This is a genomic window from Endoryza foliicola (assembly GCF_050589245.1).
Lineage (GTDB): Bacteria > Bacteroidota > Bacteroidia > Chitinophagales > Chitinophagaceae > Endoryza > Endoryza foliicola.
Map to the genome: position 1 here is coordinate 121170 of NZ_JBOBEW010000002.1, position 22088 is coordinate 143257.

Sequence of the window (22088 nt, forward strand, 5' to 3'; positions counted from 1 at the left end):
CCTACATTTAAATGCTGAAATCAAACTTCATGAATACGGTAAAATACTTCGAACTCAAACCTGATCAGTTTCTTCAACGAATCACTGAACTGCCTTTAGCGTATTTGCCCTTGGGTACATTAGAGTGGCATGGCACTCATTTACCACTGGGTTCAGACGCGTTGCAATCGGAAGCATTGTTTTTAGAACTGGCACAGGAATGTGGGGGAGTGGTTTTACCGCCCCTTTTTTTAGGGCCTGATCGAAAAATGATAACTGATGATGGGCTTGAATTAATTGGAATGGACTATGCCGCTTCCACGAATCCGCCTCAACAACTTCCCGGTTCCGCTTATTGGATTTCAAATGAACAGTTTGAACAATTGTTGTATTCGATACTCCTGCAATTAAAACGAGCCGGATTTAAAGCCGTTATGGCTGATGGGCACGGACCCTCACGTCGACTTTGGGCGAATAAATGCGAGGCTTGGGAAAAGGAATTTGAACTAAAACTTTTCGGGATCAAAGACGAACAAAGACCAGTGTGGAATTTTATGAACGACCATGCAGCTCAAAACGAGACTTCCATCATGTTGCATTACTACCCAAATTTGGTTGATCTCAGTGTATATCCAAACAATGAGAACACTACCGTATTGGGCGTAAATGGTGTGCATCCAAGTCTCGCAACTGCTGAATTGGGAAAATTGCTTTCAATAAGCGCAAAAAAATACGCAAAAAACTGGATTAACAATTTGAAGTTTTAGCCGGCGGCTTTGGCGCTCACTTGTGCTCCCCATTTTTTAATTTGGGCCGCAATTTCTTCAGGTTTAACAGGTTTGCTTACATAATCATCCATTCCTGCATTTAAGCAAATATCCCGATCACCTTGCATGGCATTTGCGGTCATGGCAATAATGATGGGTTGCTGAATTTGTAAGGTTCTGATTTTTTGTGTTGCTTCCAATCCATCCATCTCAGGCATTTGAACGTCCATGAAAATAAGATCGTAGGCTTTTGCCTGCATCATTTCAACTGCCTCTAAACCGTTATTGGCAATTTCAGGATCGTAGCCTTGCTTGGTTAGTACAATTAAGGCCAATTGCTGGTTGATGGGATTATCTTCTGCAATTAATATTTGTAGTGGGAATTGTTCACTAAGGCTAGCCAATGGAACGGTTTCAACTTCCGGCTCGATGACTTCAACATCTTTGTGGAAGAGCGCCACCAATTGCTGCTTAAGTAAATATTGTTTTACCGGTTTACTCAGAATGCTATCAAACAAATGCTGTATGCTCTTGTCCGATTCATTTCCAATGGAACTTAGCAACATTACTGGTATGTCGGGATAGTTCTTTTTAATTTGTTCTGCTAACATTACACCGTCCATTTTCGGCATGTGCATGTCGGTAATTACGATATCGGGTCGATAACCTGCTTCTAATATTTTCAATGCATCTTCACCATGAGCCGCTTCCTTCGATTCCATATTCCATTGCTTCAGTTGGAATTGAAGAATGGTTCTATTAGTACTGTTGTCGTCAATTACCAATACCTTTTTGTGCTCTATGATAGTATGATCTAGAGCATTCGGCAAAGCTTTGCTTACACCTTCTGTAGTTAAAATACTGAACTGGAAGGTCGATCCTTTGCCAACCGTACTTCTTGCATTTATTTCTCCTCCCATCATTTGCACCAGCTTCTCGCATATCACCAACCCTAATCCTGTTCCACCATATTTTCGGGTAGTGGAAGAGTCGACTTGTGAGAACGCTTTGAACAATCGATTCATCTTTTCTTCAGGAATACCAATGCCGGTATCCTTGACTTCAAAAAGGATCGCCAAATCTTTCGAGTCACCTAATTTGGTAATATTTATAAATACTTCTCCCTTTTCAGTAAACTTTACGGCATTACCTACCAGGTTAATTAATATTTGTTTGATTCGTACTACATCACCAATTAAGAACTCCGGCACATCGGCATCTATGAAGTAAATCAAGTCGATACCCGATTGCGCAGCTTTAGTAGCAAATATATCCAGTACTTCTTCAATAGCCGTGCGAAGATGGAATTCCTTTTTCTCTAATTCCATTTTTCCTGATTCAATTTTCGAGAAGTCAAGGATATCATTGATGACTCCCAATAAGCTTTCTCCGCAACTCTGTATCGTGCTTGTATAACCTTGCTGTTCAGTACTCAATTTTGTCTGTGATAGTAGAGAACTCATTCCAATAATACCATTCAAAGGTGTCCGAATTTCATGGCTCATGGTGGCCAAGAAAATACTTTTAGCCTTATTCGCTTGTTCTGCCTCATGACGGGAGCGTTTTTCTTCTTCCATTGAAACGCCAAGCTGATAGGTCCGCTCTTGAACTTGCTGTGCCAACGTTTCTTTTTGGGTTTGAATGCTTTCGATACGCCATGCGTATAATCCTAAACTAGCACCAATTACGGCGCTCGCAATTAGTAGTTTGAACCACCATGTCAACCAAAAAGGAGGAACAATTTCAATGACTATTTTCTTCACATTGGCAGACCAATTACCATTATTATTGGTTCCTTTGATTTGTAAGGTGTACACTCCGGGATCCAGTTTGGTGTAGGTGATTTTTCGCTCGGTTCCTATATAGTTCCAAACCTTATCGAAGCCATCTAATTTATAGGCATATTGTTTATTATCGGTGGAGCTATAATCCAATGAAGCAAATTCAAATGAGATTACATTACTTTCATACGGAATTTTGAGGTGTTCTATAGAGTTGATTGCTAGTAGTAAAGGCGTTTCATTTTTTGAGGAACTAACCGGTACTTCTTTGTTAAAGATTTCAAAGTTTGTCAATACAATTTGAGGCTCATAGTTGTAAAGACGTAGTAATTGAGGGTGAAAAGCGGTAAATCCATTGATTCCTCCAAAAAAGATCGTGCCATCACTGGTTCTTAAATAGGCACTTTCTTTAAACTCATCCGACTGAAGGCCATCTGATTTTCGATAGTTCTTGATGGTTCCTGTTTTCAGATCATATCTTGAAATTCCTTTGTTTGTACTTATCCATAAGAAGTTCTTTTCATCTTCAATTATCCCATATGTAACATTGTTGGGAAGCCCTTCTTTTGTTGTATAGGCCTTGAACTCCTTTGTTTTCGTATTAAAATAGTTCAAGCCATTCAAGGTTGTTACCCAAAGATTTCCCAGTGAATCCAGTAGTAGTGAATTGACGGAATTGTCGCTTATGCTGTTCTTCTTTTGAGTGTGCTCATATTTTGTAAAGACCTCTGTTTTTTTATCAAAATAATTTATCCCCCCTCCATCGGTACCAATCCAAAAATTGCCATTTTCATCTTCAACTATTGCATGAATAATTAATGTTCCGATACTGTTTGGATTTGTTTTATCGGGCCTGTAATGTTTAAAGGTTTTTGCTTTAGCATCATATTTATCCAATCCTTCTCCATGGGTGCCGATCCAAATATTGTGTTCTTTGTCTTCGAAAATCGTCCAAACATAATTTCCTCCAACAGATTTTGTATTAGAGGGATCGTTCTTAAAATAATTGAACTTCTTTGTTCTTGGGTCGTAAACAGTAATACCATCACCCCAGGTTCCAAACCAAACCTTGCCTTCATGGTCTTCCATAATACATAGAACATAGTTTCCTGAAATGCCACTGGTAGGCCGTTTGGGGTCGTATTTAAAATGGGTGAAATTCCCTGTTTTGGGATTAAATAGATCCGCACCCCCTCCATCAGTTCCAATCCAAATATTCTTGTTTCGGTCTTCTTCAAAGCATAACACCGTATTGTGTGTGAGACTGTTTTCAGATAGACTATGTTTGTAGTGTACAAAATTGCTATAACTCTTGTTATAGAAATTTACTCCTCCTGAGAATGTGCCCACCCACATGTTTCCTTTCCGGTCGCAGTAAGTAGTGTAAACTGAATTATTACTGAGGCTGGTCTCGTTTATTTCATCGTAAATATAATTAACGAACTGTCCGGTATTGTGATTATAGATACTCAATCCGCCATTTTCTGTACCAAACCACATGTATCCATTGGAGTCTTGTCCAATAGAATAAATTGAAGTAGCGATAATTGTATTTACAGGAGGCTTGTAATCATACTTCACGAAATCGTTCAATTCTTCGTTAAAACGATTGATGGCACTTTTGTCCATTCCAACCCAGATGTTTCCCTTTTTATCTTGAAATAAAGAGAAAATATTGTTTGAAGAAATTGATTTTTTGTCAGCAGCAGAGTGAGTATATAATTTAAATTGACCGGAATTAATGTCATAGCAACCAAGACCTTCTCCAAAAATACTCATCCAAATTCTATTCTTGTTATCGCACATGATCGTCTGGATATAACGATTCTTTGCCGGATAGAGATTTTTGATTGGATTAAAATTGCTGAATTTATTTTGCTTTTGGTCGAAGATGCAAATTCCTGCATCTTCAGTACCAATCCAAACCCTATTTGAAGAATCAACAGCTAAACTAATGATTCGATTGCTGGTGAGATCATTCTGGCCGGTACCTGCATGGTATTGTTCGAAGTCTTCTTTGTACTTATTGAATTTACTCAGCCCATTACTTGCGGTTGCTACCCAGATATTTCCGAGCTTATCTTCAACAATTGAATTAATAAAATTACCATTGATTGATTTGGGGTCAGAAGGTTCATTGCGAAATACTTTAAAGTTGTACCCATCAAATCGATTTAAACCATCTCGAGTGCCTAGCCAAATAAATCCTTGCTGATCTTGTAATACACAGATAACATTGTTATGCGAAAGTCCATCATTATTGGTAAAATGTTCGAAACGTAAATGTCCTGTTTGGCTCTTTGCTGAAAGGGCAAATAAGCTGCTAATTAAACCTAGGATTGTTATCTCGCCAAGATAAGATGCATGAGACTTCAATCTGGAAATAGCTATTCCAATTATTGTTAGGATTGTCGACGGTGACAGCTTGAAAACCATGGGCTAAGAATGATATACAAATCTTTATTATATATGCAAACGTAGTACCGTTCTCTTTATTCTGCCCTACAAATAAACACTTAGGTATAGATAAAATATTTTTAGCGGGTAAAAGCGGGATGAAAATGCTCCAGTGTTCGTCTTAAAAATTCGCGATCCAAATGCGTATAAATTTCAGTAGTGGTTATACTTGCATGCCCAAGCATTTCTTGTACCGCCCTTAAATCAGCACCACCCTCAACCAAATGGGTGGCAAATGAATGTCGAAAACTGTGCGGAGAAACAGTTTTCTTAATGCCGGCTTTTTTAACCAGGTCTTTAATGATTAGGAACACCATTACTCTGCTTAAACCGGCGCCTTTGTTGTTTAAAAAAACAGTATCTGCAAATCCTGGCTTAGGCTCTACATGAGCCCGAACGTATTGTTTATAATACTGAATTTCTTTTATGGCATGTTTCCCAATGGGAACCAAACGCTCTTTGTCGCCCTTTCCTATTACCCGAATAAATCCAACGTCCAAGAATAAATGCGATAATTTCAACTGTACCAGCTCACTTACCCTTAATCCGCAACTATACAAAGTTTCCAGCATAGCACTATTGCGATGCCCTTCCGGTTTGCTTTTATCGATTTGAGATAGAATGGATTCAATTTCTTCTGTACTTAGCACATCGGGCAAACTCCTTTTTAGTTTTGGTGCTTCAAGTAGGGTAGTGGGATCTTCTTGAGAAATCTGCTCTATCAAGCAGAATTTATAAAAAGAACGAATACCCGAAATAATGCGGGCCTGCGAGGTATCGGTCATACCCAACTCAGAGATCCATTTTATAAACTGCTGCAGGTCTTTTAAATTAATTTGAGCGGGAGATTTTTCAATCTTTTCAGCACTGAGAAATTGTGTGAGTTTCTCTATATCGCGCAAGTAGGCCTCTACCGAATGATCGGACAAGGATTTCTCTAATTGAAGCCAAGCCTTATAGCCTTTCTTGTGAATATCCCACATAGGTCAGTTTTTTTTCAATTGGTAGGGGTTTCTTGCTATTTTTCGGCATATTTGCAGTCCAAAACTAACGCAATTCCTCCTCACATGAACAAAACCGTGAATCTTCGCTCGTTTAAACAGAAAGTCCGTCACAACAAATCTGTATTCAAACGTTTTTTAACCAAATTGGAGAAAAATACCCCTCGTGGTCTAGATGCCATTGCTGAAAAAACGAGTGCTGAGGTATGGGAAGAAGTTGATTGTTTAAGCTGCGCCAATTGTTGCAAAACAATGTCGCCAACCTATACTACCAAGGATGTAAAACGCATTTCTGAGCATTTGAACATGACGCCGAAAGCGTTTCGTGATAAATGGCTTCGTAAAGACAGCACCGGCGACTGGATGAACAAAACAGAGCCTTGCCAATTCTTGAACCTGGAGAATAATTATTGCGCGATCTATGAAGTAAGACCTGCCGATTGTGCCGGATTTCCCCATCATACTAAGAAAAGAATGAAACAATACATACATGTTCACCAACAGAACATTGAGTATTGTCCGGCCACTTACAAATTGGTTGAGAAAATGAAAGACCTTTTTTCTCAAAAAAAGTAAATGTCTTCTATTAAAAAGAAGACCGGATCTTGAATGTTTTGGAGATTGATGGCAAGAATATCGATTTGAATTCTCTTGTATTCCGGATGTAGTTCGCTATACCGCGCTGCCGCTTTCATCAGAGATTTGATTTTCTTTTTGGAAACGGCTTCTTCCGGAAGTCCGTATTTATCGCCTTTTCTTGTTTTTACTTCTATCAGGTGAAGTTTCCCTTGCCGTTCTGCAATAATATCAATTTCATACGGATGCCAACGCCAGTTGGTTGTAATAATAGAATACCCCTCAGTCCGCAACCATTTCGTTGCCAGCATTTCACCTAATTTCCCTGTTTCTTGATTACAAAACATAACAAGTTTGTAACATTGTAGTTTAATAAGAAAGATCACTCAAAGTAATTTCAAAATGTTCAGACTTTCGGGCGTTGTACAACATTATAATTGGGGCGGATCAAGCTTTATCCCAAGTTTAATTGGATTCCAGAATATAGAAGGGAAACCTTGCGCAGAGTATTGGATGGGGGCTCATTCAAAAGCTCCTTCAATTGTAGTCAAAAGCAATAACGCTGCTATCACGCTCGATAAATGGATTGAGGAAGCTCCCAGCTTGATTTTGGGCGAAAAAGTGTACCAACAGTTTGGAAGCTTACCTTATTTGTTGAAAGTATTGGACGTGAAAGACATGTTGTCGATTCAAGTACACCCATCTAAAACTGCAGCCAAACTCGGATTTGAAGCGGAAGAGAGCGCCGGCGTTCCCATTGAGGCCCCTCACCGCAACTACAAAGACAAGAACCACAAACCGGAGTTAATGTATGCTTTGAGTGAGTTTTGGCTACTTCATGGTTTTAAATCTATTCAAAAGATCAAAAATTCAATAGCCAATAATGTTGAGTTGTTTTCTCTTCAACCATATTTGGAAAATGGCGGATTCAAGGCAGTGTACGAATACGTCATGCAACTGCCCCAATCTGAGGTAAATAGCATCCTTAAACCCTTAATAGATCGTATACTGCCACTTTATGAGCAGGGGCAATTGACTAAAGATCAGGAAGCTTTCTGGGCTGCTCGAGCCTATAAAACCTTTTGTACCCCAAATTGGTATGATCGCGGACTGTTTTCAATATATCTTTTCAATATTGTTCATTTGAATCCAGGTGAAGCTATTTTTCAGGGACAAGGAATGTTGCATGCATATTTAGAAGGCCAGAACATAGAATTGATGGCCAATTCCGACAATGTATTGCGAGGTGGCCTTACCAATAAACACATCGATGTTGAAGAGCTACTTAAACATGTTGTTTTCGACGAAACCCTGCCAAGAGTGTTGTCCACTCACAAAGATGTACAATCGGGAGAAACTGTGTATGAAACCCCTGCCGAAGATTTCGAACTGAGGTCTCTGGCACTAGAGTTGGGCGATCAAGCTAATGTGATTTCCTATACAGTTGAAATTTGGATCATAATAAAGGGCTTAGTTGAACTAGAAGGGTTAACCGGAAGCAATCATTTAAACAAGGGGCAATGCTTTTTAACTGCTGCAAATGAGCGCATTACCATTAGGGCAAAAGAGCCGTCTCTGCTCTTCAAAGCAACGGTCCCTTACTCACAGCCCGTGAATAAATAATACCGCAACACTGCTCATACCAGCCCGATTTACACTATTTTTGGGCTTTACAATTCGGTTAATTTATGAAATTACAGAAGTCGATCATCGGTTCATTGGTTATTGCCATTGTGGTAGCAGCATTGTACCGAATCATTCCCGGCCGCCCCTTCGGATTTGCTCCACAAATTGGTTTGGCCTTGTTTGGTGGTGCTTTGATCAAGGATAAAAAATGGGCTTTTGCATTACCCATCTTTTCAATGATTATTTCAGATGCCATTTATCAAGCGCTTTATTTGAATGGATTGACATCGATAAGAGGTTTTTACAGCGGGCAATGGTTAAATTACCTGGAAATTGCCAGTGTGGTTGTTGTAGGCTTCTTTATGCGTAAAGTAAGCTTGGGAAGTTTTACAGCATTTTCATTTATTGCACCTACTTGGTTCTTCTTAATTTCAAATTTCACTGTTTGGGCAGGGAGTGAGGGAACGATTATCCCTAAAACAATGTCGGGTTTGATGGCTACTTATACCTTGGGCTTACCTTTTTATTATGCAAGCGTTGCATCAACTTTTGTTTTTGGAGCCCTCTTTTTTGGTTCTTGGTATTACATGAATAACAAGAGCTGGGAAGTATCAAAAGCGTAATGATTGTTTCATACTCTTTATAAAGAAAGCCATCAGATATGATGGCTTTTCTGTTTTTATAGTCTCTTGTTTTTTTAGATTAGTGAGGATTTTCTTCTTCGAATACTTCATCTATTTCTAAGTGAGAGCCATCGGCTGCTTCTGTAGCCAATTCATCACATCTATTGTTATGAGGATTGTCGGCATGACCTTTCACCCAAACAAAACGAACAGTGTGCTTTTGTGCCAGTTCATGGTATTTCAACCATAGATCTTTGTTCTTCTTTCCGCCTTTGAAGTTGTTGGCAATCCAATTGCGCAGCCAACCTTCCTGAACGGCTTTTACTACATACTGGCTGTCGGAATAAACTACAATTCTCAAACCTTCTTTATTCAAAGCTTCAAGACCGGCAATCACTGCCATTAATTCCATTCGATTATTGGTGGTTCTTCGGAAACCTTTTGAAAGTTCTTTTCGTTTACTTCCCCAAAATAAGATGGTTCCATACCCTCCGGGGCCCGGGTTGCCTCTCGACGAACCATCGGTATACATCACTAGTTCTTGTGTACTCACTGGCGCTTTATTGATAAGTGTATCGTTGAATAATGGTGCATTTTGGATTTAAATACAAGCGGTCAATCGGTATAATTTCCATGTTAGCAAAGGCTTTTTCGGGAACACGAAAGTATTGTTTTATTATCTTGAATTTCGACTTATCTGTAAGCCGCTGTATCTCGATTTTTAATTTATGTTGCGTGGCAAGATCCAACCCTTTTGTAATCATTTCAGAGCAGTACATGGCTGAATCTGTTTTCAAGTTAAATGCCATATCAAATTTTACTTTCTTTTGATATTGCTGCTCTAAATAGTTGATAAATTCATGCGTTTCCTTTTCTTTCAATTCATAACGGGCAAGCGCAAAGCCATTGTTGTGGGCTTTATTCAGGAAAGTATCGATCAGCTCCTTTCGCACTTTGTCTTTTACTAGAAAATAGTCCGGTTCAATATGATACACCAACCATTGATTGTTTTCAAAATGAGCAATACCTCCATGAGAATAAGATTTGTCTTCTTTCGACATGTCTTTGATCTGCTCACTCGAGTAATCCGTACCCGAACGGAGTATAAGATCGCCTTCTTTTAGTTTTGACTTAATATCGGCGAGAACCGAATCGTTCGCTTCAGTAATAGCATGAATATCTGCAATCAGTGAAACATCTTCTGTTTTTGTTTTTTCTGAAGAATCGGAACAAGCCGATAATAGGCTTGCACATACAACGAGTATAGAGAGAACACGCTTCATGAATGTAAAAATAAAAAAATCGGCCGGTAAAGGCCGATTTCCACAATTAAGAACAATATTTCTTATTTACTAACGAACTCAAGTTTGTCGATACCAATCATATCACTATTGGCTCCACTAGGTCCACCTTCAGTTACGAAATAGCGGAATCCGAACCGTGCTTTTACGGTACCGGTAACACCGGAAACAGTAATGCTGTACTTTGTCCAAGAAACCGGATAATCAACTAAGTTTAAGTTGGGGTTTATATCCAATAGAAGTGTAGAGAAATCTCCCACTTCATTGGGGCCTGAACCAACATTCGTACTGGTAGTGGTGTAATTGGCTCTAACTTGCAAACGGTCGGCATAATCGCCATTACAACGCGTATAGAAGCTCAATACATCTCCATTTTTTACAATAATTTCTTTTGTAATGATCCATGCACTTAAAGTAGCAACATCCGATCCGCAGTTCAAATCTACGCTCGCAAATTCATTTTGATTGTATACAGCTGAATAGGCGGGAAATCCAACAATATCATTACCTAACTTACCTCCTAACTCATATTTGCCCTGGCGCCATGACATTGGGCCTGAAGGAGCACTGTTGTTTACAATTACCCAACCTTTTGCAGATAAATTGCCAACTGTATCGAATTCTTCAACAAAAGAATTGGACACCACCGGTGGAGCAGGTAATTTCTCATCTGTTTTTGCGTCCTTCTCACAAGCCACTATCAATACCATTGCTAGCGACAAACCAGTGAGTGAAAGAAACAGTTTCTTTGCCATATAATCAGTTAGTTTAAGTTAGGTTGAATTATTTTTTGCTGATATAGCTTACTTGGTCTATTCCAATAGCGCTACCATTACCGTTCGAACCGGCATCCAATGTATAGTATCTGAATGCAAATCGTCCTTTGGTAGGGCCATTTAAGCCGCCAATAGTTACTTCAAATCTTGTCCAACGTGATGGATATGCCAAAGGATCAAATAAACTAGGTAAGCTATGCGATTCTTTATATGTCCAGAATTTATTGGCGTTGTCGTACACGGGTGGATTGATCGACAATGCTAAACTGAAATCTCCTCTATCTGTTGAAATGTTGTAGGAGGCTGATTTTGGATCATAGGCCGTCCCTACATTGGTTCCGGTATTTTTTGTGTTGATACAAACTTCTAGGTTGTTTCCGTAATCAGTTGAGTCACCGGAAACTGAAAAGTTTTGTAGTAATTGAGTTCTTGTATAGAATACAATCTTATCACCGTTTTGCATTGTAACTACTGGAGATATCAGCCAATTTGAAATTACATCATCTGTTCCTGAAGTGGAAGTATAATCAGCACCGATAAAGCCCGGATAAGTACCCTTGGAAGAATAAGGTGCAAAAATTGGAAGCAAGCCTCCACCTTGAGCCCATATGCCGGAACCTTTGGGATTACTGTTGTTGATGGGAACCCAACCACGTTTGAATGATTGCGCCACTGTGTCAAATTCTTCCGTAAACGATTGATCGGGAACAGGAGGGGGGATCAAAGATGCAGGATCATCCTTAACGCAGGAAACAAACGATACTCCCACTACCACTAATGACAATACTATCTTGCCCAGAGTAGATTTTCTCATAATGCGCTGGTTAGTTTGGTAATTAAGTACGGTGAAAATACTGATTTTTCATATACACACCAAACTAAACAGCACTCCGGTTCAAATCTACCTAGACCCCTTTTTTTGCGTCTTTATTGTGTGTTAAACTTGAAATACTCCGGTTTTAAATGGTTGAATTTCAGGATTTTGGTTGGCTGCTGTAATTCCTTGAGAAATGATTCCTCGAGTATCTCTTGGGTCTATAATTCCGTCCGTCCACAGCCGAGCCGCGGCATAATATGGACTTGTTTGCGTATCGTATTTTTGTTTAATAGTTGCAAGCATTGATGCTTCTTCTTCAGCGCTCAAAGTTTTACCAACTGCTTTCTGCGAGGCCACTTGAATTTGAAGCAAGGTTTTCGCTGCTTGATCTCCTCCCATAACAGCAATTTTCGAAGTTGGCCAAGCAAAAATCAAACGAGGATCGTATGCTTTTCCACACATGGCATAATTTCCTGCTCCAAATGAATTTCCGATTATAAAAGTAAACTTCGGAACAACAGAATTGGCTACAGCATTCACCAATTTCGCACCATCTTTGATGATTCCCGAATGTTCACTTCTGCTTCCCACCATAAATCCGGTAACATCCTGTAAGAATACGAGCGGAATTTTTTTCTGATTGCAATTCATAATAAAACGCGCAGCTTTGTCGGCACTGTCATTATAAATAACACCACCCATTTGCATTTCACCTTTTTTGCTTTTTACCATTTTTCTTTGATTCGCTACAATTCCAACTGCCCAGCCATCAATTCTCGCATATCCGCAAACGATGGTTTTACCAAATTCATCTTTATAGGGTTGGAAACTACCTCCGTCTACAATACAGTCAATAATATCTTTTATATCATAGGGTTTTCCTTCGCTCGGAAACAATCCTAAGATATCGTCTGGCGGCCTTGAAGGAGCTATGGCTTTTATTCGATCAAACCCTGCTTTGGGAGCGTCTCCTAACAAACTCATTAGCTTTTTTACATGATCCAAACAGGCTTGTTCGCTGTCAAATTTATAGTCGGCGATCCCGCTAATTGCGGTGTGAGTTTCAGCTCCCCCCAATGTTTCAATGTCAATGTCTTCACCAATAGCGGCTTTTACTAAATAAGGGCCTGCCAGAAATATCGAGCCGGCATTGGATACCATCAGGGTTTCATCACTCATAATCGGCAAATACGCACCCCCGGCAACGCATGCACCCATAACTGCAGAAATTTGGGTGATGCCCATAGCACTCATTCGGGCATTGTTTCTGAAGATCCTTCCAAAATGCTCCTTGTCGGGAAAGATCTCATCTTGCATCGGTAAGAAAACTCCGGCACTGTCTACCAAGTAAATAACAGGCAAATGATTCTCCATTGCTATTTCTTGCAAGCGTAAATTCTTCTTGCCCGTAATGGGAAACCAAGCTCCGGCTTTTACTGTTTGATCATTCGCGATAATCATACACTGTTTTCCTGCCACATATCCGATGCCTCCAACAGTACCACCCGCTGGGCAACCTCCTTGTTTGGCATACATTTCGTATCCGGTAAATGCACCTATTTCAATAAATGGGGAATTCGGATCGCGCAAATATTCGATGCGCTCGCGAGCCGTGAGTTTGTTTTTTTCGTGCTGTTTTTCGATCGATTTCTTCCCTCCGCCTTCTTTGATCTTTTCTAGGCGTTGCTTCATTTGACTTATAGCCAAACGCATCGCATCTTCGTTCTTATTAAATTCAAGGTTCATACAAGCAAGCAATTATAGTACAATTATAAGCCGATTTGGCCTTATTTTTATATCCATGTTTAAACGAATGAATGTTTGGATTGTTTTAATAGCACTGATAGTGTTAATAAAGTGCTGGGCTTTAAATCCGGTTTTTGTTGAAACCACCTATTCTCAATCCTTTTACCCACTTATTAGCAACCTACTTCGAATTCTAACAGGTTGGATTCCCTTTAGTTTGGGTGATTTGTTATACGCCCTAGCTGTTATTTTATTAACAAGAGTGATCCTGAAGTGGTTTTCACGTCTTAAACAACAAAAAAGCAACCGAGACTTTTGGAAAGAAACCGGTGCCGGTGTTTTGAAATACGTACTGGTTATATACATTGTTTTTAATGTGTTTTGGGGACTGAACTATAATAGGGCCGGGGTAGCCTTTCAGTTTCAATTGAAAGACACGGCAATATCAAAAGAAGATCTTTCTTCCCTTATGTATTGGCTACGTGATAGGGTAAATGAAACAGAAGCGGCGGCACACGCTAATAGAAGTCAACTGAAGAATATGGACTACATTTATTCAGGTGCCATCGATGCTTATAGCGTAATAAAAATCAAACATCCCTTTTTGGAATACAAGCACCCAAGTGTGAAGTCCTCATTGTTTGGTGTGATGGGAAATTATTTCGGATATACCGGTTACTACAATCCATTCACAGGAGAAGCTCAAGTGAATACGAAAGTACCGTCATTTGTACTGCCGTTTACAACTTGTCATGAAATAGGACATCAATTAGGCTATGCAAAAGAAAATGAAGCTAACTTTTCAGGCTTTTTGGCGGCTGCAGCTAGCAAAGATCCTTTGTTTAACTATTCCGTTTATCTTGATTTATATATGTACGGACGGCCTTATTTGTATCGATCCGATAGCATTCAATTGAAAAAAATCGATAGTAGTTTGAGCCCGGCAGTAAAAGATGATTTTAAGGAGCTTCAACAGTTCTATAAGAAGTACGAGAATCCGGTAGAAAAGGTAATTGACTTTTGGTACGGCCAATTCCTAAAAGCAAATCAACAACCTGATGGTAAAATTACCTACAGTAGGGTCATTCTATGGCTGCAAGAATACGAACGGAAATACAAGCATTAAAACTGGTTCTTCCACATCATACTTTCTACCGGTTTACTGGCTTGCCCGCTGTATTTAGCGTTTTTCTTCTCGTTGTATTTTACTTCAATTTCGCCTTCTACGGGGAAATAAATTAATTGTCCAATAGGCATTCCTTTGTAAACGCGAACGGGTTGCTTTACTGAAATTTCGAGTGTCCAATACCCACAGAAACCAACATCTCCTTTTCCTGCAGTAGCATGGATATCAATTCCTAATCTGCCGGTAGACGACTTACCTTCCAGAAAAGGCACATGTGCGTGCGTTTCTGTATATTCTAATGTTGCACCTAAATAAAACACGTGCGGGTACAGCACAAAGCCATCGTCCGGAATTTCAAAGTATTCAATTTCGTTGTGCTTCTTAGCATCCAAGATATGGTTGCGATAAGTGGCTAGCCATTGCCCCAAATGAACGTCGTACGAATTACTGCCAAGGCAAGATCGATTGTATGGGTCTAATTTAATCGTACCTTTTTCTATCTCTTCTAAAATTCTTTTATCTGATAAAATCATAACTTACTCCCTAATTTTGATGGTGCAGCGAGCCTCAGCAAAATAAACCTGATTTTTCGAAAGATGCCCCTATTTTATCAACATAATATCGACCAGCATACTCATTTAGCCATTTGGAGAATTGAAGAAAATGCGGAGTTTTTTCTAGCGAAAGTACCGCTTAAGAAAGAAGTAAAACATCCTTACAAGATGTTACAGCACCTCGCAGGTCGATTTGTTTTGACCCAGCTTTTTGATGACTTTCCTTTGGAAGAAATTGAAATTGCAGATACCCGCAAGCCATTTTTACCGGATGAGAAATACCATTTTTCAATTTCACATTGTGGCAATTATGCAGCGGCAATTGCTAGTAGTACAAAGCGGGTAGGAGTAGATGTTGAGTTCATTTCGCCTCGTCTTGAATCTATTGCTCACAAATTTCTTCATGCAAGTGAAGCGGCTTATATGGAGAATTGGCGTTACTTAGAAGAAATGCATTTGCAATTGACAACCGTAATGTGGAGCGCAAAAGAGGCAGTTTATAAGTGGTATGGAAAAGGTGGCGTCGACTTCAAAGAGCACATGCAACTAAACGGTATACCGATTTATAAAAACGATGATTTTATCGACCTTCCCTTTCAGTTTTCAAAAGAAAAACCCCGGCAACTAGAAGTGCAGGGGCGTATTTTTGATCCATTGGTTCTTAGTTGGGTGGTATCGGAACCTTGAGCCTAATCTAACATCAATTCATCGTTGCCATCACCCAAGAGGTTTAAATTGATCGAATCTTGACCGGCTATACCTTCTACACTTCCTTTTATGTGCGCAGCATTGAGTAATACTTTTTCCAATTGTTTTTCCCTTGCTTTCCACAACTTTTCCATGGCATCGCGTTCTTTTTGAATGGACAGTTTCATTGACATGAACCCCTCCCTAATAGCTTTCCATTGCTCACTAAATTCATTACTGGTTAAATAATTGTAGAGCATGTGCATTTTATCTCCCTTGTTTTCCTCATTTTTTGTAGCATTGTAAATGCGAATGATGCCATCGCGTAGCAAATGAGTGACACCGGATACCTCATCAAAACTACAAATCCACACGCCATCTTTTTCTCCAAACTGTTTCATGTCTTTAGGCATAGCTTGGGTTACAATCACGGCAACATCGGCATTTAAACTTCTTTTATCGGCTTTTAGTTTTTCAATCCACTCCATGGAGAAATCTTTGGTACGTTTACTTTCATAGATAATCGTACCACAATTTTGACCGGTATTGTTACGAACGGTTTGAATACAATCGGCTCCACGAATGCCTTTCCCAACTTCACTGATAGCGTCAAAAGGAAAATTCGATCGTAACAATTCTTCCAAAGCCAATTCCTGAATTTCGCCTTGCAATTGCATAGAACCCTGCTCTGCTTTACGTCTCATCTCATCTGCCAACTTCTTCTGATCTTCTAATTGCTTTTCCAATTCGCGCATCCGCATTTGGTATTCCAATTCTTTATTGGCCGTTTTCTGTTCTTCCAGCTTTCGAATATCATCACTCAACTTCGAACGTTCTTCTTGCAACCTTTTCTGAACTGATAGCTCTAATTCCGCTTCTTTGTTCTTCAATTGCTGTTCTTTCTGTAAAAACTCCACTTCTTTCATACGCGCCTCTTTCAAACGGGCTTCGTTCTCTTTATTGGTGGTTTCCAATAAGCGAAGTTTGTTATCATAGTCGGCTGAGAGCGATTTGCGGAGTTGTTGTTCTATTTCAAGCTGCGTTTTTCGTTTTTCATCCTGCAATTGCAGATCCATTTCCTGCTGTTTCTTCTTTTGCCACTCAACCATTTTCACACGCAATTCTTTCTCTACCTCCTCACGAATGATTTCATTGGGCTCAAATGTGGTGTGACAATTTGGACATGTTATAGATGCTGACATCCGGTATTTTTTTACAAGATTACGAAATCACATCGGACCTTCCTGTTTCCAACCCCAAAATTTTTAGTAAAATTTTCCCCGATTCTATTGAATTAGCTGGAACGAAGCCTTCCACTTTCAAATTACTAATAATTGTAATTATAAAGCCGCCTGAAAAAGGCTTAACGCCCCAATCAGTTAAAAACAAACTACTAATGATGACAGCCGTCTGTAAAAAAAACTTGCAGATTCTAAGATTAATTCAGGAAATTACAGAGCATCCATTCTTAATCAACTAACTAATTATTGCTATGCAACAAAGTAGAAGAAACTTCCTCAAAAACGGCTCTGTTTTATTAGCCGGCGCCGGTGTAATGAGGTCCGGTTTATTTGAGTTCAACAAGGACGTAAAATTAACCGGAGTACAATTGTATTCCGTTCGAAATGAAATGATGAAAGATCCTTTGGGAACTTTAAAACAATTGGCTGCTATGGGCTACAAGCACGTTGAGCATGCGAATTACATCAACAGAAAATTCTATGGATACACAGCAAAAGAGTTTAAGAAAATTTTAGACGATTTGGGAATGACCATGCCCAGCGGACACACCGTAATGGGCAAGGGACATTGGGATGCCGGCAAAAAGGAATTCACTGATGCTTGGAAATACACCGTAGAAGATGCTGCAATTGCCGGCCAAAAGTTTGTGATCAGCCCATGGCTCGATGAAAGCCTGCGCAAAACATACGATGGAATATTGTCCTATATGGAAGTATTCAATAAGAGTGGAGAATTGTGTAAAGCCTCCGGAATGAAGTTTGGCTATCATAACCACGATTTTGAATTCAGCCAACAACTCAATGGGCAATCGGTGTACGACATCATTTTGAAGAACACAGATCCTGCTCTTGTAATGCAACAATTAGATATTGGCAACCTTTACAATGGTGGCGCAAAAGCCATCGATGTTGTTAAAAAATGGCCCGGCCGATTCGAATCTATGCACGTTAAAGATGAAATTCTTGCAAAAGAAGGACATGAAAAATACGAAAGCACTATTTTGGGTAAAGGTATTGTTAGCGTAAAAGAAGTTATTGATTTAGGAAAGAAGTCTGGCGGTACCATTCACTTCATTATTGAGCAAGAGAGCTATCAAGGTAGAAGCCCACTCGATGATGTAAAAGAAGATTTGGCTATTATGAAAAAATGGGGCTATTAATAATTCTGCTCCTCAGACTATAAAATACAAAAGGCGCCATCGGCGCCTTTTGTATTTTAATTCTTAACTCTTAATTCTTAATTGTCTTCTCACTTCGTAAATCCCCAATCCAACACCCTTCTGAAATACTTCTTGTCTTCTATCACCCAAGTTACTTCATAACTTCCTTCTTCATTTTTACTGAGCATGTAAATGTACATCCGTTTTCCATCGGGCGAGAAGTACACTCCGTTGCTCGTACGTTCTGTACCGGCCTTATCTTTATACGTGAAATTCAAATTGTACAGATCAAAATAAGCGATTCGTGGAATTTCAATGGTGTCTTTTCCCCACAGTACTTTTACAGATTCTATCGCCGTTATGGGCATTTGACCGAAACTTCCATAAAATGGTTTTCCATCAATTTTTACCACATGTTCACCAACTTTCTGAATTTTCTTACCGCTTGCATTGAAGGGCACGGTGGTTACCGTTACGGTGATATCATCCTGTTTGAAATTCATCATATTCCTAGTATAGGCAAATGGAGAAATTTTCTTCAAGGGTGTTTTGCCGATACTTTCATCTAGCCCGCCAATCGTGAAACTGGCGAGATCAGCTTTGATGTATTTTTCAGAAACCTTTGCAAAGCTTTCTTTTTTATTGCGGTAGTCGGGAAAATCAGGAACTTCTTGTGCGCTACATACGAAGGCGCTGCAAATAAGGACAAATGAAAGAAAGGATCTCATTGGACTCTTTTTTTAGTAGATGGTGAAATGGCCGATGGAGTTGGCTTTCAGCAAACAAAATAACGGATTAACCGGGAATCCGCAAATAAACGTGTGTTAGTATTTTGCAAATTGGAAGGCAATTATGCGAATAAGTCTGAAAGATTGCATCCATTTTCAGGTTTTCGGGGGTAAATTTGTGCCTCATTAGCTTTCAAGATCATGCAACAACATTTGGCCAAATTGGCGCAACGACTCGAGGGGAAATTGTTTACCGATAGCACTATGAGAACACTCTATGCAACAGATGCTTCTGCTTATCGAGAAATGCCCCTGGCAGTTGCTATTCCTGCCTCAGAAAAGGACTTGAAAGAACTGATTGCTTTTGCCCGAACGCATCAAACTTCTTTGATACCACGAACCGCCGGAACCTCCCTTGCCGGTCAAGTAGTAGGCAATGGAATTATTGTGGATGTTTCAAAAAACTTCACCTCTATTTTAGAATTGAATAAAGAAGAATCTTGGGTTCGTGTACAGCCGGGTGTTATTCGCGATGAATTGAATCTTTTTCTAAAACCACACGGTCTCTTTTTCGGACCGGAAACCTCTACTGCTAATCGCGCCATGATTGGTGGTATGGTGGGAAACAACAGTTGCGGTTCTAATAGTGTGGTGTACAGAAGCACAAGGGAGCATTTATTAGAAGTTAAGGCAATCTTGAGTGATGGGTCGGAGGCAGTTTTTGGAGCTTTAAGCTTAGATGATTTTCATGCCAAATGCGAAGGCGATGGTTTGGAAGCTGCCATATATAGAGAAACCAGGGCAATTTTATCGAACTACGATACACAAACTGAAATTAGAAAAGAATTCCCGATGAAAACGGTGGAACGACGGAATACCGGTTACGCTGTTGACTTATTAATAGAAATGGCGCCATTCAACGCCGGTGGACCTGAGTTCAATTTCTGTTCTCTTATTGCAGGTAGTGAAGGAACATTGGCATTCATTACTGAAATCAAACTAAATGTGGTGCCGCTTCCTCCAAAGGAAACCGGGCTGCTTTGTGTGCATTTCAATTCTATCGATGAATCACTTCAAGCCAACTTGATTGCTGTTGAGTTTCAAATTAGTGCAAGTGAACTTATTGATCATTATATTCTCGAATGCACCAAAAACAATATTGAACAACAAAAGAACCGCTTCTTCGTGCAAGGCGACCCCGGTGCTATTTTGGTGATTGAATTTGCACGAGAAACAAAAGAAGAAATTGAAAGAGATGCCAAAGCTTGTGAAGAAAGGATGCGTGCCGCGGGATTGGGCTATCATTTCCCTCTTTTGTTTGGTGCAGACACTAAAAAGATATGGACCCTTCGCAAAGCCGGTTTAGGGCTCTTAAGTAACCTGCCGGGCGACGAAAAAGCAGTACCTGTAATTGAGGATACAGCAGTAGACGTGAAAGATCTTCCTGCATACATCGCGGAATTCAACGAAATTCTCAAGAAATACAATCTCTATTCGGTTCACTACGCGCATGCCGGTTCCGGAGAACTGCACCTGCGACCCATTATCAACCTAAAAACAAAAGAAGGCAATCAACTTTTTCACGACATCGCCAGCGAGATTGCAACTTTGGTCAAAAAATATCAAGGCTCTCTTAGTGGTGAACACGGTGATGGTCGCTTAAGAGGTGAATTCATTGAGCAAATGGTGGGAAAGAAAAACTATCAATTGCTAAAAAAGATTAAGTATTTATGGGACCCACAGAACATCTTCAATCCTAATAAAATTGTAGATACTCCGCCCATGAATGCAATGCTTCGCTATACTCCCGGTCAACAAACTCCGGAATTCAAAACGCATTTTAGATTCCCGAATCAAGATATATTACAGCATGCTGAACAGTGCAATGGTAGTGGCGATTGTAGGAAAACCCATTTAAGCGGCGGAACCATGTGCCCATCGTACATGGCTACTCGAAATGAAAAGGAAACCACCCGCGCTCGTGCAAATATCTTGCGTGAGTTTCTCACCCATTCCGATAAAATGAATCGTTTCGATCATAAAGAAATTTATGAAGTAATGGATCTTTGCCTGAGCTGTAAGGGTTGTAAGTCGGAATGTCCGAGCAATGTAGATGTAGCGAAGCTAAAAGCCGAATTTTTACAGCACTACTATGATGCCAACGGAGTTCCATTCCGCTCCAAACTGATTTCTCAATTTGGAACGGCTTCGAAATTAGCGTCGGTGTGGCCGGGGGCTTATAACTTTTTAGTGAAGAACGCAGCCACCTCTAATTTGATTAAATCCATTGCAGGTTTTGCGAAAGATCGTTCCATGCCTACCTTGCACAAATTCACCTTGGAGGCTTGGTACAAAAAGTTCTTGCTAAACAAACGAAATAACTATCATAGCAAAGTATATTTCTTCTGCGATGAATTCACCAATTTCAACGATACTGAAATTGGAATGAAAGCTATCTTATTACTTGATAAACTTGGTTATGATGTAGTGATTCCAAAACATACGGAAAGCGGCAGAGCTTCTTTGTCGAAAGGATTGCTCAAGCGAGCGAAAACCTTTGTTGAAGCGAATGTGAAAGCTCTGGCACCACTGGTGTCTGAAGCAACGCCTATAGTAGGAGTGGAACCTTCCGCAATTTTAACCTTTCGAGATGAATACGTTGATCTGGCCTCCGATCAAACGCTCGATCAATCAAAAAAGCTAGCAAAGTATAGTTTCACTATTGAAGAATTTCTTGACCGTGAATTGAAAGCAGGTAGAATCGACACTTCGTTGTTTGAAACGAAGGAACAAGAGATTTTACTACATGGTCACTGTCAACAAAAATCCGTTTCATCGGTTCAACCTACGGTTTCCATTCTTTCCATTCCAAAAGGATACAAAGTTTCCGTTATCCCTTCAGGATGTTGCGGAATGGCCGGTAGTTTCGGATATGAAAAAGAGCATTACGACTTATCTGTAAAAGTAGGAGAGTTGGTGCTCTTCCCAACAGTCAGAAAAGCCTCAGATGCCACTATCATTGCTGCTCCGGGCACTAGTTGCCGACATCAGGTAAAAGACGGAACCGGCAAAATAGCCTTGCACCCCGTTGAAGTGTTGTACAATGCATTAAAATGATCATAAAAAAAGGAGTTAGTGAAAC

At 39.9% G+C, this 22088-nt stretch carries 19 protein-coding genes; 8 read left to right on the plus strand and 11 right to left on the minus strand.

Features of this window, described 5'->3' with window-relative positions:
• Positions 1 to 29: 29 nt before the first annotated feature.
• On the plus strand, positions 30 to 746 hold the full coding sequence (locus ACQ2HE_RS04480; RefSeq protein WP_430897960.1) for a creatininase family protein: 717 nt from the start codon (positions 30 to 32) through the stop codon (positions 744 to 746).
• Here the strand turns inward: ACQ2HE_RS04480 and ACQ2HE_RS04485 are convergent.
• Positions 743 to 4963: a two-component regulator propeller domain-containing protein gene (locus ACQ2HE_RS04485; protein ID WP_430897958.1), complete on the minus strand. Its 4221-nt coding sequence runs from the start codon at positions 4961 to 4963 to the stop codon at positions 743 to 745. The two genes, ACQ2HE_RS04480 and ACQ2HE_RS04485, sit on opposite strands and share 4 nt — an antisense overlap.
• A gap of 101 nt (positions 4964 to 5064) precedes the next feature.
• The gene (gene xerD, locus ACQ2HE_RS04490) at positions 5065 to 5967 is read right to left on the minus strand and encodes a site-specific tyrosine recombinase XerD (RefSeq protein ID WP_430897956.1); all 903 of its coding nucleotides are present in this window, start codon (positions 5965 to 5967) and stop codon (positions 5065 to 5067) included.
• Positions 5968 to 6051: 84 nt separating this feature from the next.
• On the opposite strand from xerD, the gene ACQ2HE_RS04495 reads away from it, so the two are divergent.
• Entirely contained in the window at positions 6052 to 6561 is a 510-nt protein-coding gene (locus tag ACQ2HE_RS04495; protein ID WP_430897954.1) for a YkgJ family cysteine cluster protein, read from the plus strand.
• Here ACQ2HE_RS04495 and ACQ2HE_RS04500 read toward each other — a convergent pair.
• Positions 6549 to 6908: a YraN family protein gene (locus tag ACQ2HE_RS04500; protein WP_430897953.1), complete on the minus strand. Its 360-nt coding sequence runs from the start codon at positions 6906 to 6908 to the stop codon at positions 6549 to 6551. The genes ACQ2HE_RS04495 and ACQ2HE_RS04500 overlap by 13 nt on opposite strands.
• A 55-nt stretch (positions 6909 to 6963) precedes the next feature.
• Here ACQ2HE_RS04500 and manA point away from each other — a divergent pair, with 55 nt between their 5' ends.
• Together manA and ACQ2HE_RS04510 are read left to right on the plus strand one after the other, a co-directional pair.
• Positions 6964 to 8184 (plus strand): mannose-6-phosphate isomerase, class I, encoded by a 1221-nt coding sequence (gene manA / locus ACQ2HE_RS04505; RefSeq protein ID WP_430897952.1) that lies wholly within the window; start codon positions 6964 to 6966, stop codon positions 8182 to 8184.
• 65 nt (positions 8185 to 8249) lie between these two features.
• Positions 8250 to 8810, plus strand: coding sequence for a DUF6580 family putative transport protein (locus tag ACQ2HE_RS04510; RefSeq protein WP_430897950.1), 561 nt, complete (start codon positions 8250 to 8252; stop codon positions 8808 to 8810).
• A gap of 79 nt (positions 8811 to 8889) precedes the next feature.
• Here the strand turns inward: ACQ2HE_RS04510 and rnhA are convergent, their stop codons facing one another.
• The 5 genes from rnhA to ACQ2HE_RS04535 form a co-directional block, all read right to left on the minus strand.
• Complete coding sequence (gene rnhA, locus ACQ2HE_RS04515) at positions 8890 to 9363, minus strand: ribonuclease HI (protein ID WP_430897948.1); 474 nt, start codon at positions 9361 to 9363, stop codon at positions 8890 to 8892.
• Between the two features lie 7 nt (positions 9364 to 9370).
• Positions 9371 to 10093: a YiiX/YebB-like N1pC/P60 family cysteine hydrolase gene (locus tag ACQ2HE_RS04520; RefSeq protein WP_430897946.1), complete on the minus strand. Its 723-nt coding sequence runs from the start codon at positions 10091 to 10093 to the stop codon at positions 9371 to 9373.
• 62 nt (positions 10094 to 10155) lie between these two features.
• On the minus strand, positions 10156 to 10866 hold the full coding sequence (locus tag ACQ2HE_RS04525) for a choice-of-anchor J domain-containing protein (RefSeq protein ID WP_430897944.1): 711 nt from the start codon (positions 10864 to 10866) through the stop codon (positions 10156 to 10158).
• A 28-nt stretch (positions 10867 to 10894) separates the two neighbouring features.
• On the minus strand, positions 10895 to 11701 hold the full coding sequence (locus tag ACQ2HE_RS04530; protein ID WP_430897942.1) for a choice-of-anchor J domain-containing protein: 807 nt from the start codon (positions 11699 to 11701) through the stop codon (positions 10895 to 10897).
• A 123-nt stretch (positions 11702 to 11824) separates the two neighbouring features.
• Positions 11825 to 13450, minus strand: a complete 1626-nt coding sequence (locus ACQ2HE_RS04535) for an acyl-CoA carboxylase subunit beta (RefSeq protein WP_430897940.1) — start codon at positions 13448 to 13450, stop codon at positions 11825 to 11827.
• 55 nt (positions 13451 to 13505) lie between these two features.
• Here ACQ2HE_RS04535 and ACQ2HE_RS04540 point away from each other — a divergent pair, with 55 nt between their 5' ends.
• Positions 13506 to 14576, plus strand: a complete 1071-nt coding sequence (locus ACQ2HE_RS04540; protein ID WP_430897938.1) for a DUF3810 domain-containing protein — start codon at positions 13506 to 13508, stop codon at positions 14574 to 14576.
• Here ACQ2HE_RS04540 and dcd read toward each other — a convergent pair.
• A complete protein-coding gene (gene dcd / locus ACQ2HE_RS04545; RefSeq protein WP_430897936.1) occupies positions 14573 to 15109 on the minus strand; it encodes a dCTP deaminase in 537 nt (178 codons plus the stop codon). The genes ACQ2HE_RS04540 and dcd overlap by 4 nt on opposite strands.
• A 63-nt stretch (positions 15110 to 15172) precedes the next feature.
• On the opposite strand from dcd, the gene ACQ2HE_RS04550 reads away from it, so the two are divergent.
• Positions 15173 to 15817 carry a 4'-phosphopantetheinyl transferase family protein gene (locus ACQ2HE_RS04550; RefSeq protein WP_430897934.1) on the plus strand — a complete coding sequence of 215 codons (645 nt, stop codon included), beginning with the start codon at positions 15173 to 15175 and terminating at the stop codon, positions 15815 to 15817.
• A 2-nt stretch (positions 15818 to 15819) separates the two neighbouring features.
• Here the strand turns inward: ACQ2HE_RS04550 and ACQ2HE_RS04555 are convergent, their stop codons facing one another.
• Positions 15820 to 17019, minus strand: a complete 1200-nt coding sequence (locus tag ACQ2HE_RS04555; RefSeq protein WP_430897932.1) for a DUF2130 domain-containing protein — start codon at positions 17017 to 17019, stop codon at positions 15820 to 15822.
• Positions 17020 to 17309: 290 nt separating this feature from the next.
• Here ACQ2HE_RS04555 and ACQ2HE_RS04560 point away from each other — a divergent pair, with 290 nt between their 5' ends.
• Complete coding sequence (locus tag ACQ2HE_RS04560) at positions 17310 to 18218, plus strand: sugar phosphate isomerase/epimerase family protein (RefSeq protein ID WP_430897930.1); 909 nt, start codon at positions 17310 to 17312, stop codon at positions 18216 to 18218.
• Positions 18219 to 18307: 89 nt separating this feature from the next.
• Here the strand turns inward: ACQ2HE_RS04560 and ACQ2HE_RS04565 are convergent, their stop codons facing one another.
• Complete coding sequence (locus ACQ2HE_RS04565; protein WP_430897928.1) at positions 18308 to 18946, minus strand: hypothetical protein; 639 nt, start codon at positions 18944 to 18946, stop codon at positions 18308 to 18310.
• 201 nt (positions 18947 to 19147) lie between these two features.
• On the opposite strand from ACQ2HE_RS04565, the gene ACQ2HE_RS04570 reads away from it, so the two are divergent.
• Entirely contained in the window at positions 19148 to 22063 is a 2916-nt protein-coding gene (locus ACQ2HE_RS04570; protein WP_430897926.1) for an FAD-binding and (Fe-S)-binding domain-containing protein, read from the plus strand.
• Positions 22064 to 22088 lie beyond the last annotated feature (25 nt).

What these genes read in the sequence shown, in the direction of transcription:
- ACQ2HE_RS04480 (WP_430897960.1), top strand. Translation starts at nt 30, where the DNA reads ATGAATACGGTAAAATACTTCGAACTCAAACCTGATCAGTTTCTTCAA.
- ACQ2HE_RS04485 (WP_430897958.1), bottom strand. Translation starts at nt 4,963, where the DNA reads ATGGTTTTCAAGCTGTCACCGTCGACAATCCTAACAATAATTGGAATA.
- xerD (WP_430897956.1), bottom strand. Translation starts at nt 5,967, where the DNA reads ATGTGGGATATTCACAAGAAAGGCTATAAGGCTTGGCTTCAATTAGAG.
- ACQ2HE_RS04495 (WP_430897954.1), top strand. Translation starts at nt 6,052, where the DNA reads ATGAACAAAACCGTGAATCTTCGCTCGTTTAAACAGAAAGTCCGTCAC.
- ACQ2HE_RS04500 (WP_430897953.1), bottom strand. Translation starts at nt 6,908, where the DNA reads ATGTTTTGTAATCAAGAAACAGGGAAATTAGGTGAAATGCTGGCAACG.
- manA (WP_430897952.1), top strand. Translation starts at nt 6,964, where the DNA reads ATGTTCAGACTTTCGGGCGTTGTACAACATTATAATTGGGGCGGATCA.
- ACQ2HE_RS04510 (WP_430897950.1), top strand. Translation starts at nt 8,250, where the DNA reads ATGAAATTACAGAAGTCGATCATCGGTTCATTGGTTATTGCCATTGTG.
- ACQ2HE_RS04520 (WP_430897946.1), bottom strand. Translation starts at nt 10,093, where the DNA reads ATGAAGCGTGTTCTCTCTATACTCGTTGTATGTGCAAGCCTATTATCG.
- ACQ2HE_RS04525 (WP_430897944.1), bottom strand. Translation starts at nt 10,866, where the DNA reads ATGGCAAAGAAACTGTTTCTTTCACTCACTGGTTTGTCGCTAGCAATG.
- ACQ2HE_RS04530 (WP_430897942.1), bottom strand. Translation starts at nt 11,701, where the DNA reads ATGAGAAAATCTACTCTGGGCAAGATAGTATTGTCATTAGTGGTAGTG.
- ACQ2HE_RS04535 (WP_430897940.1), bottom strand. Translation starts at nt 13,450, where the DNA reads ATGAACCTTGAATTTAATAAGAACGAAGATGCGATGCGTTTGGCTATA.
- ACQ2HE_RS04540 (WP_430897938.1), top strand. Translation starts at nt 13,506, where the DNA reads ATGTTTAAACGAATGAATGTTTGGATTGTTTTAATAGCACTGATAGTG.
- dcd (WP_430897936.1), bottom strand. Translation starts at nt 15,109, where the DNA reads ATGATTTTATCAGATAAAAGAATTTTAGAAGAGATAGAAAAAGGTACG.
- ACQ2HE_RS04550 (WP_430897934.1), top strand. Translation starts at nt 15,173, where the DNA reads ATGCCCCTATTTTATCAACATAATATCGACCAGCATACTCATTTAGCC.
- ACQ2HE_RS04555 (WP_430897932.1), bottom strand. Translation starts at nt 17,019, where the DNA reads ATGTCAGCATCTATAACATGTCCAAATTGTCACACCACATTTGAGCCC.
- ACQ2HE_RS04560 (WP_430897930.1), top strand. Translation starts at nt 17,310, where the DNA reads ATGCAACAAAGTAGAAGAAACTTCCTCAAAAACGGCTCTGTTTTATTA.
- ACQ2HE_RS04565 (WP_430897928.1), bottom strand. Translation starts at nt 18,946, where the DNA reads ATGAGATCCTTTCTTTCATTTGTCCTTATTTGCAGCGCCTTCGTATGT.
- ACQ2HE_RS04570 (WP_430897926.1), top strand. Translation starts at nt 19,148, where the DNA reads ATGCAACAACATTTGGCCAAATTGGCGCAACGACTCGAGGGGAAATTG.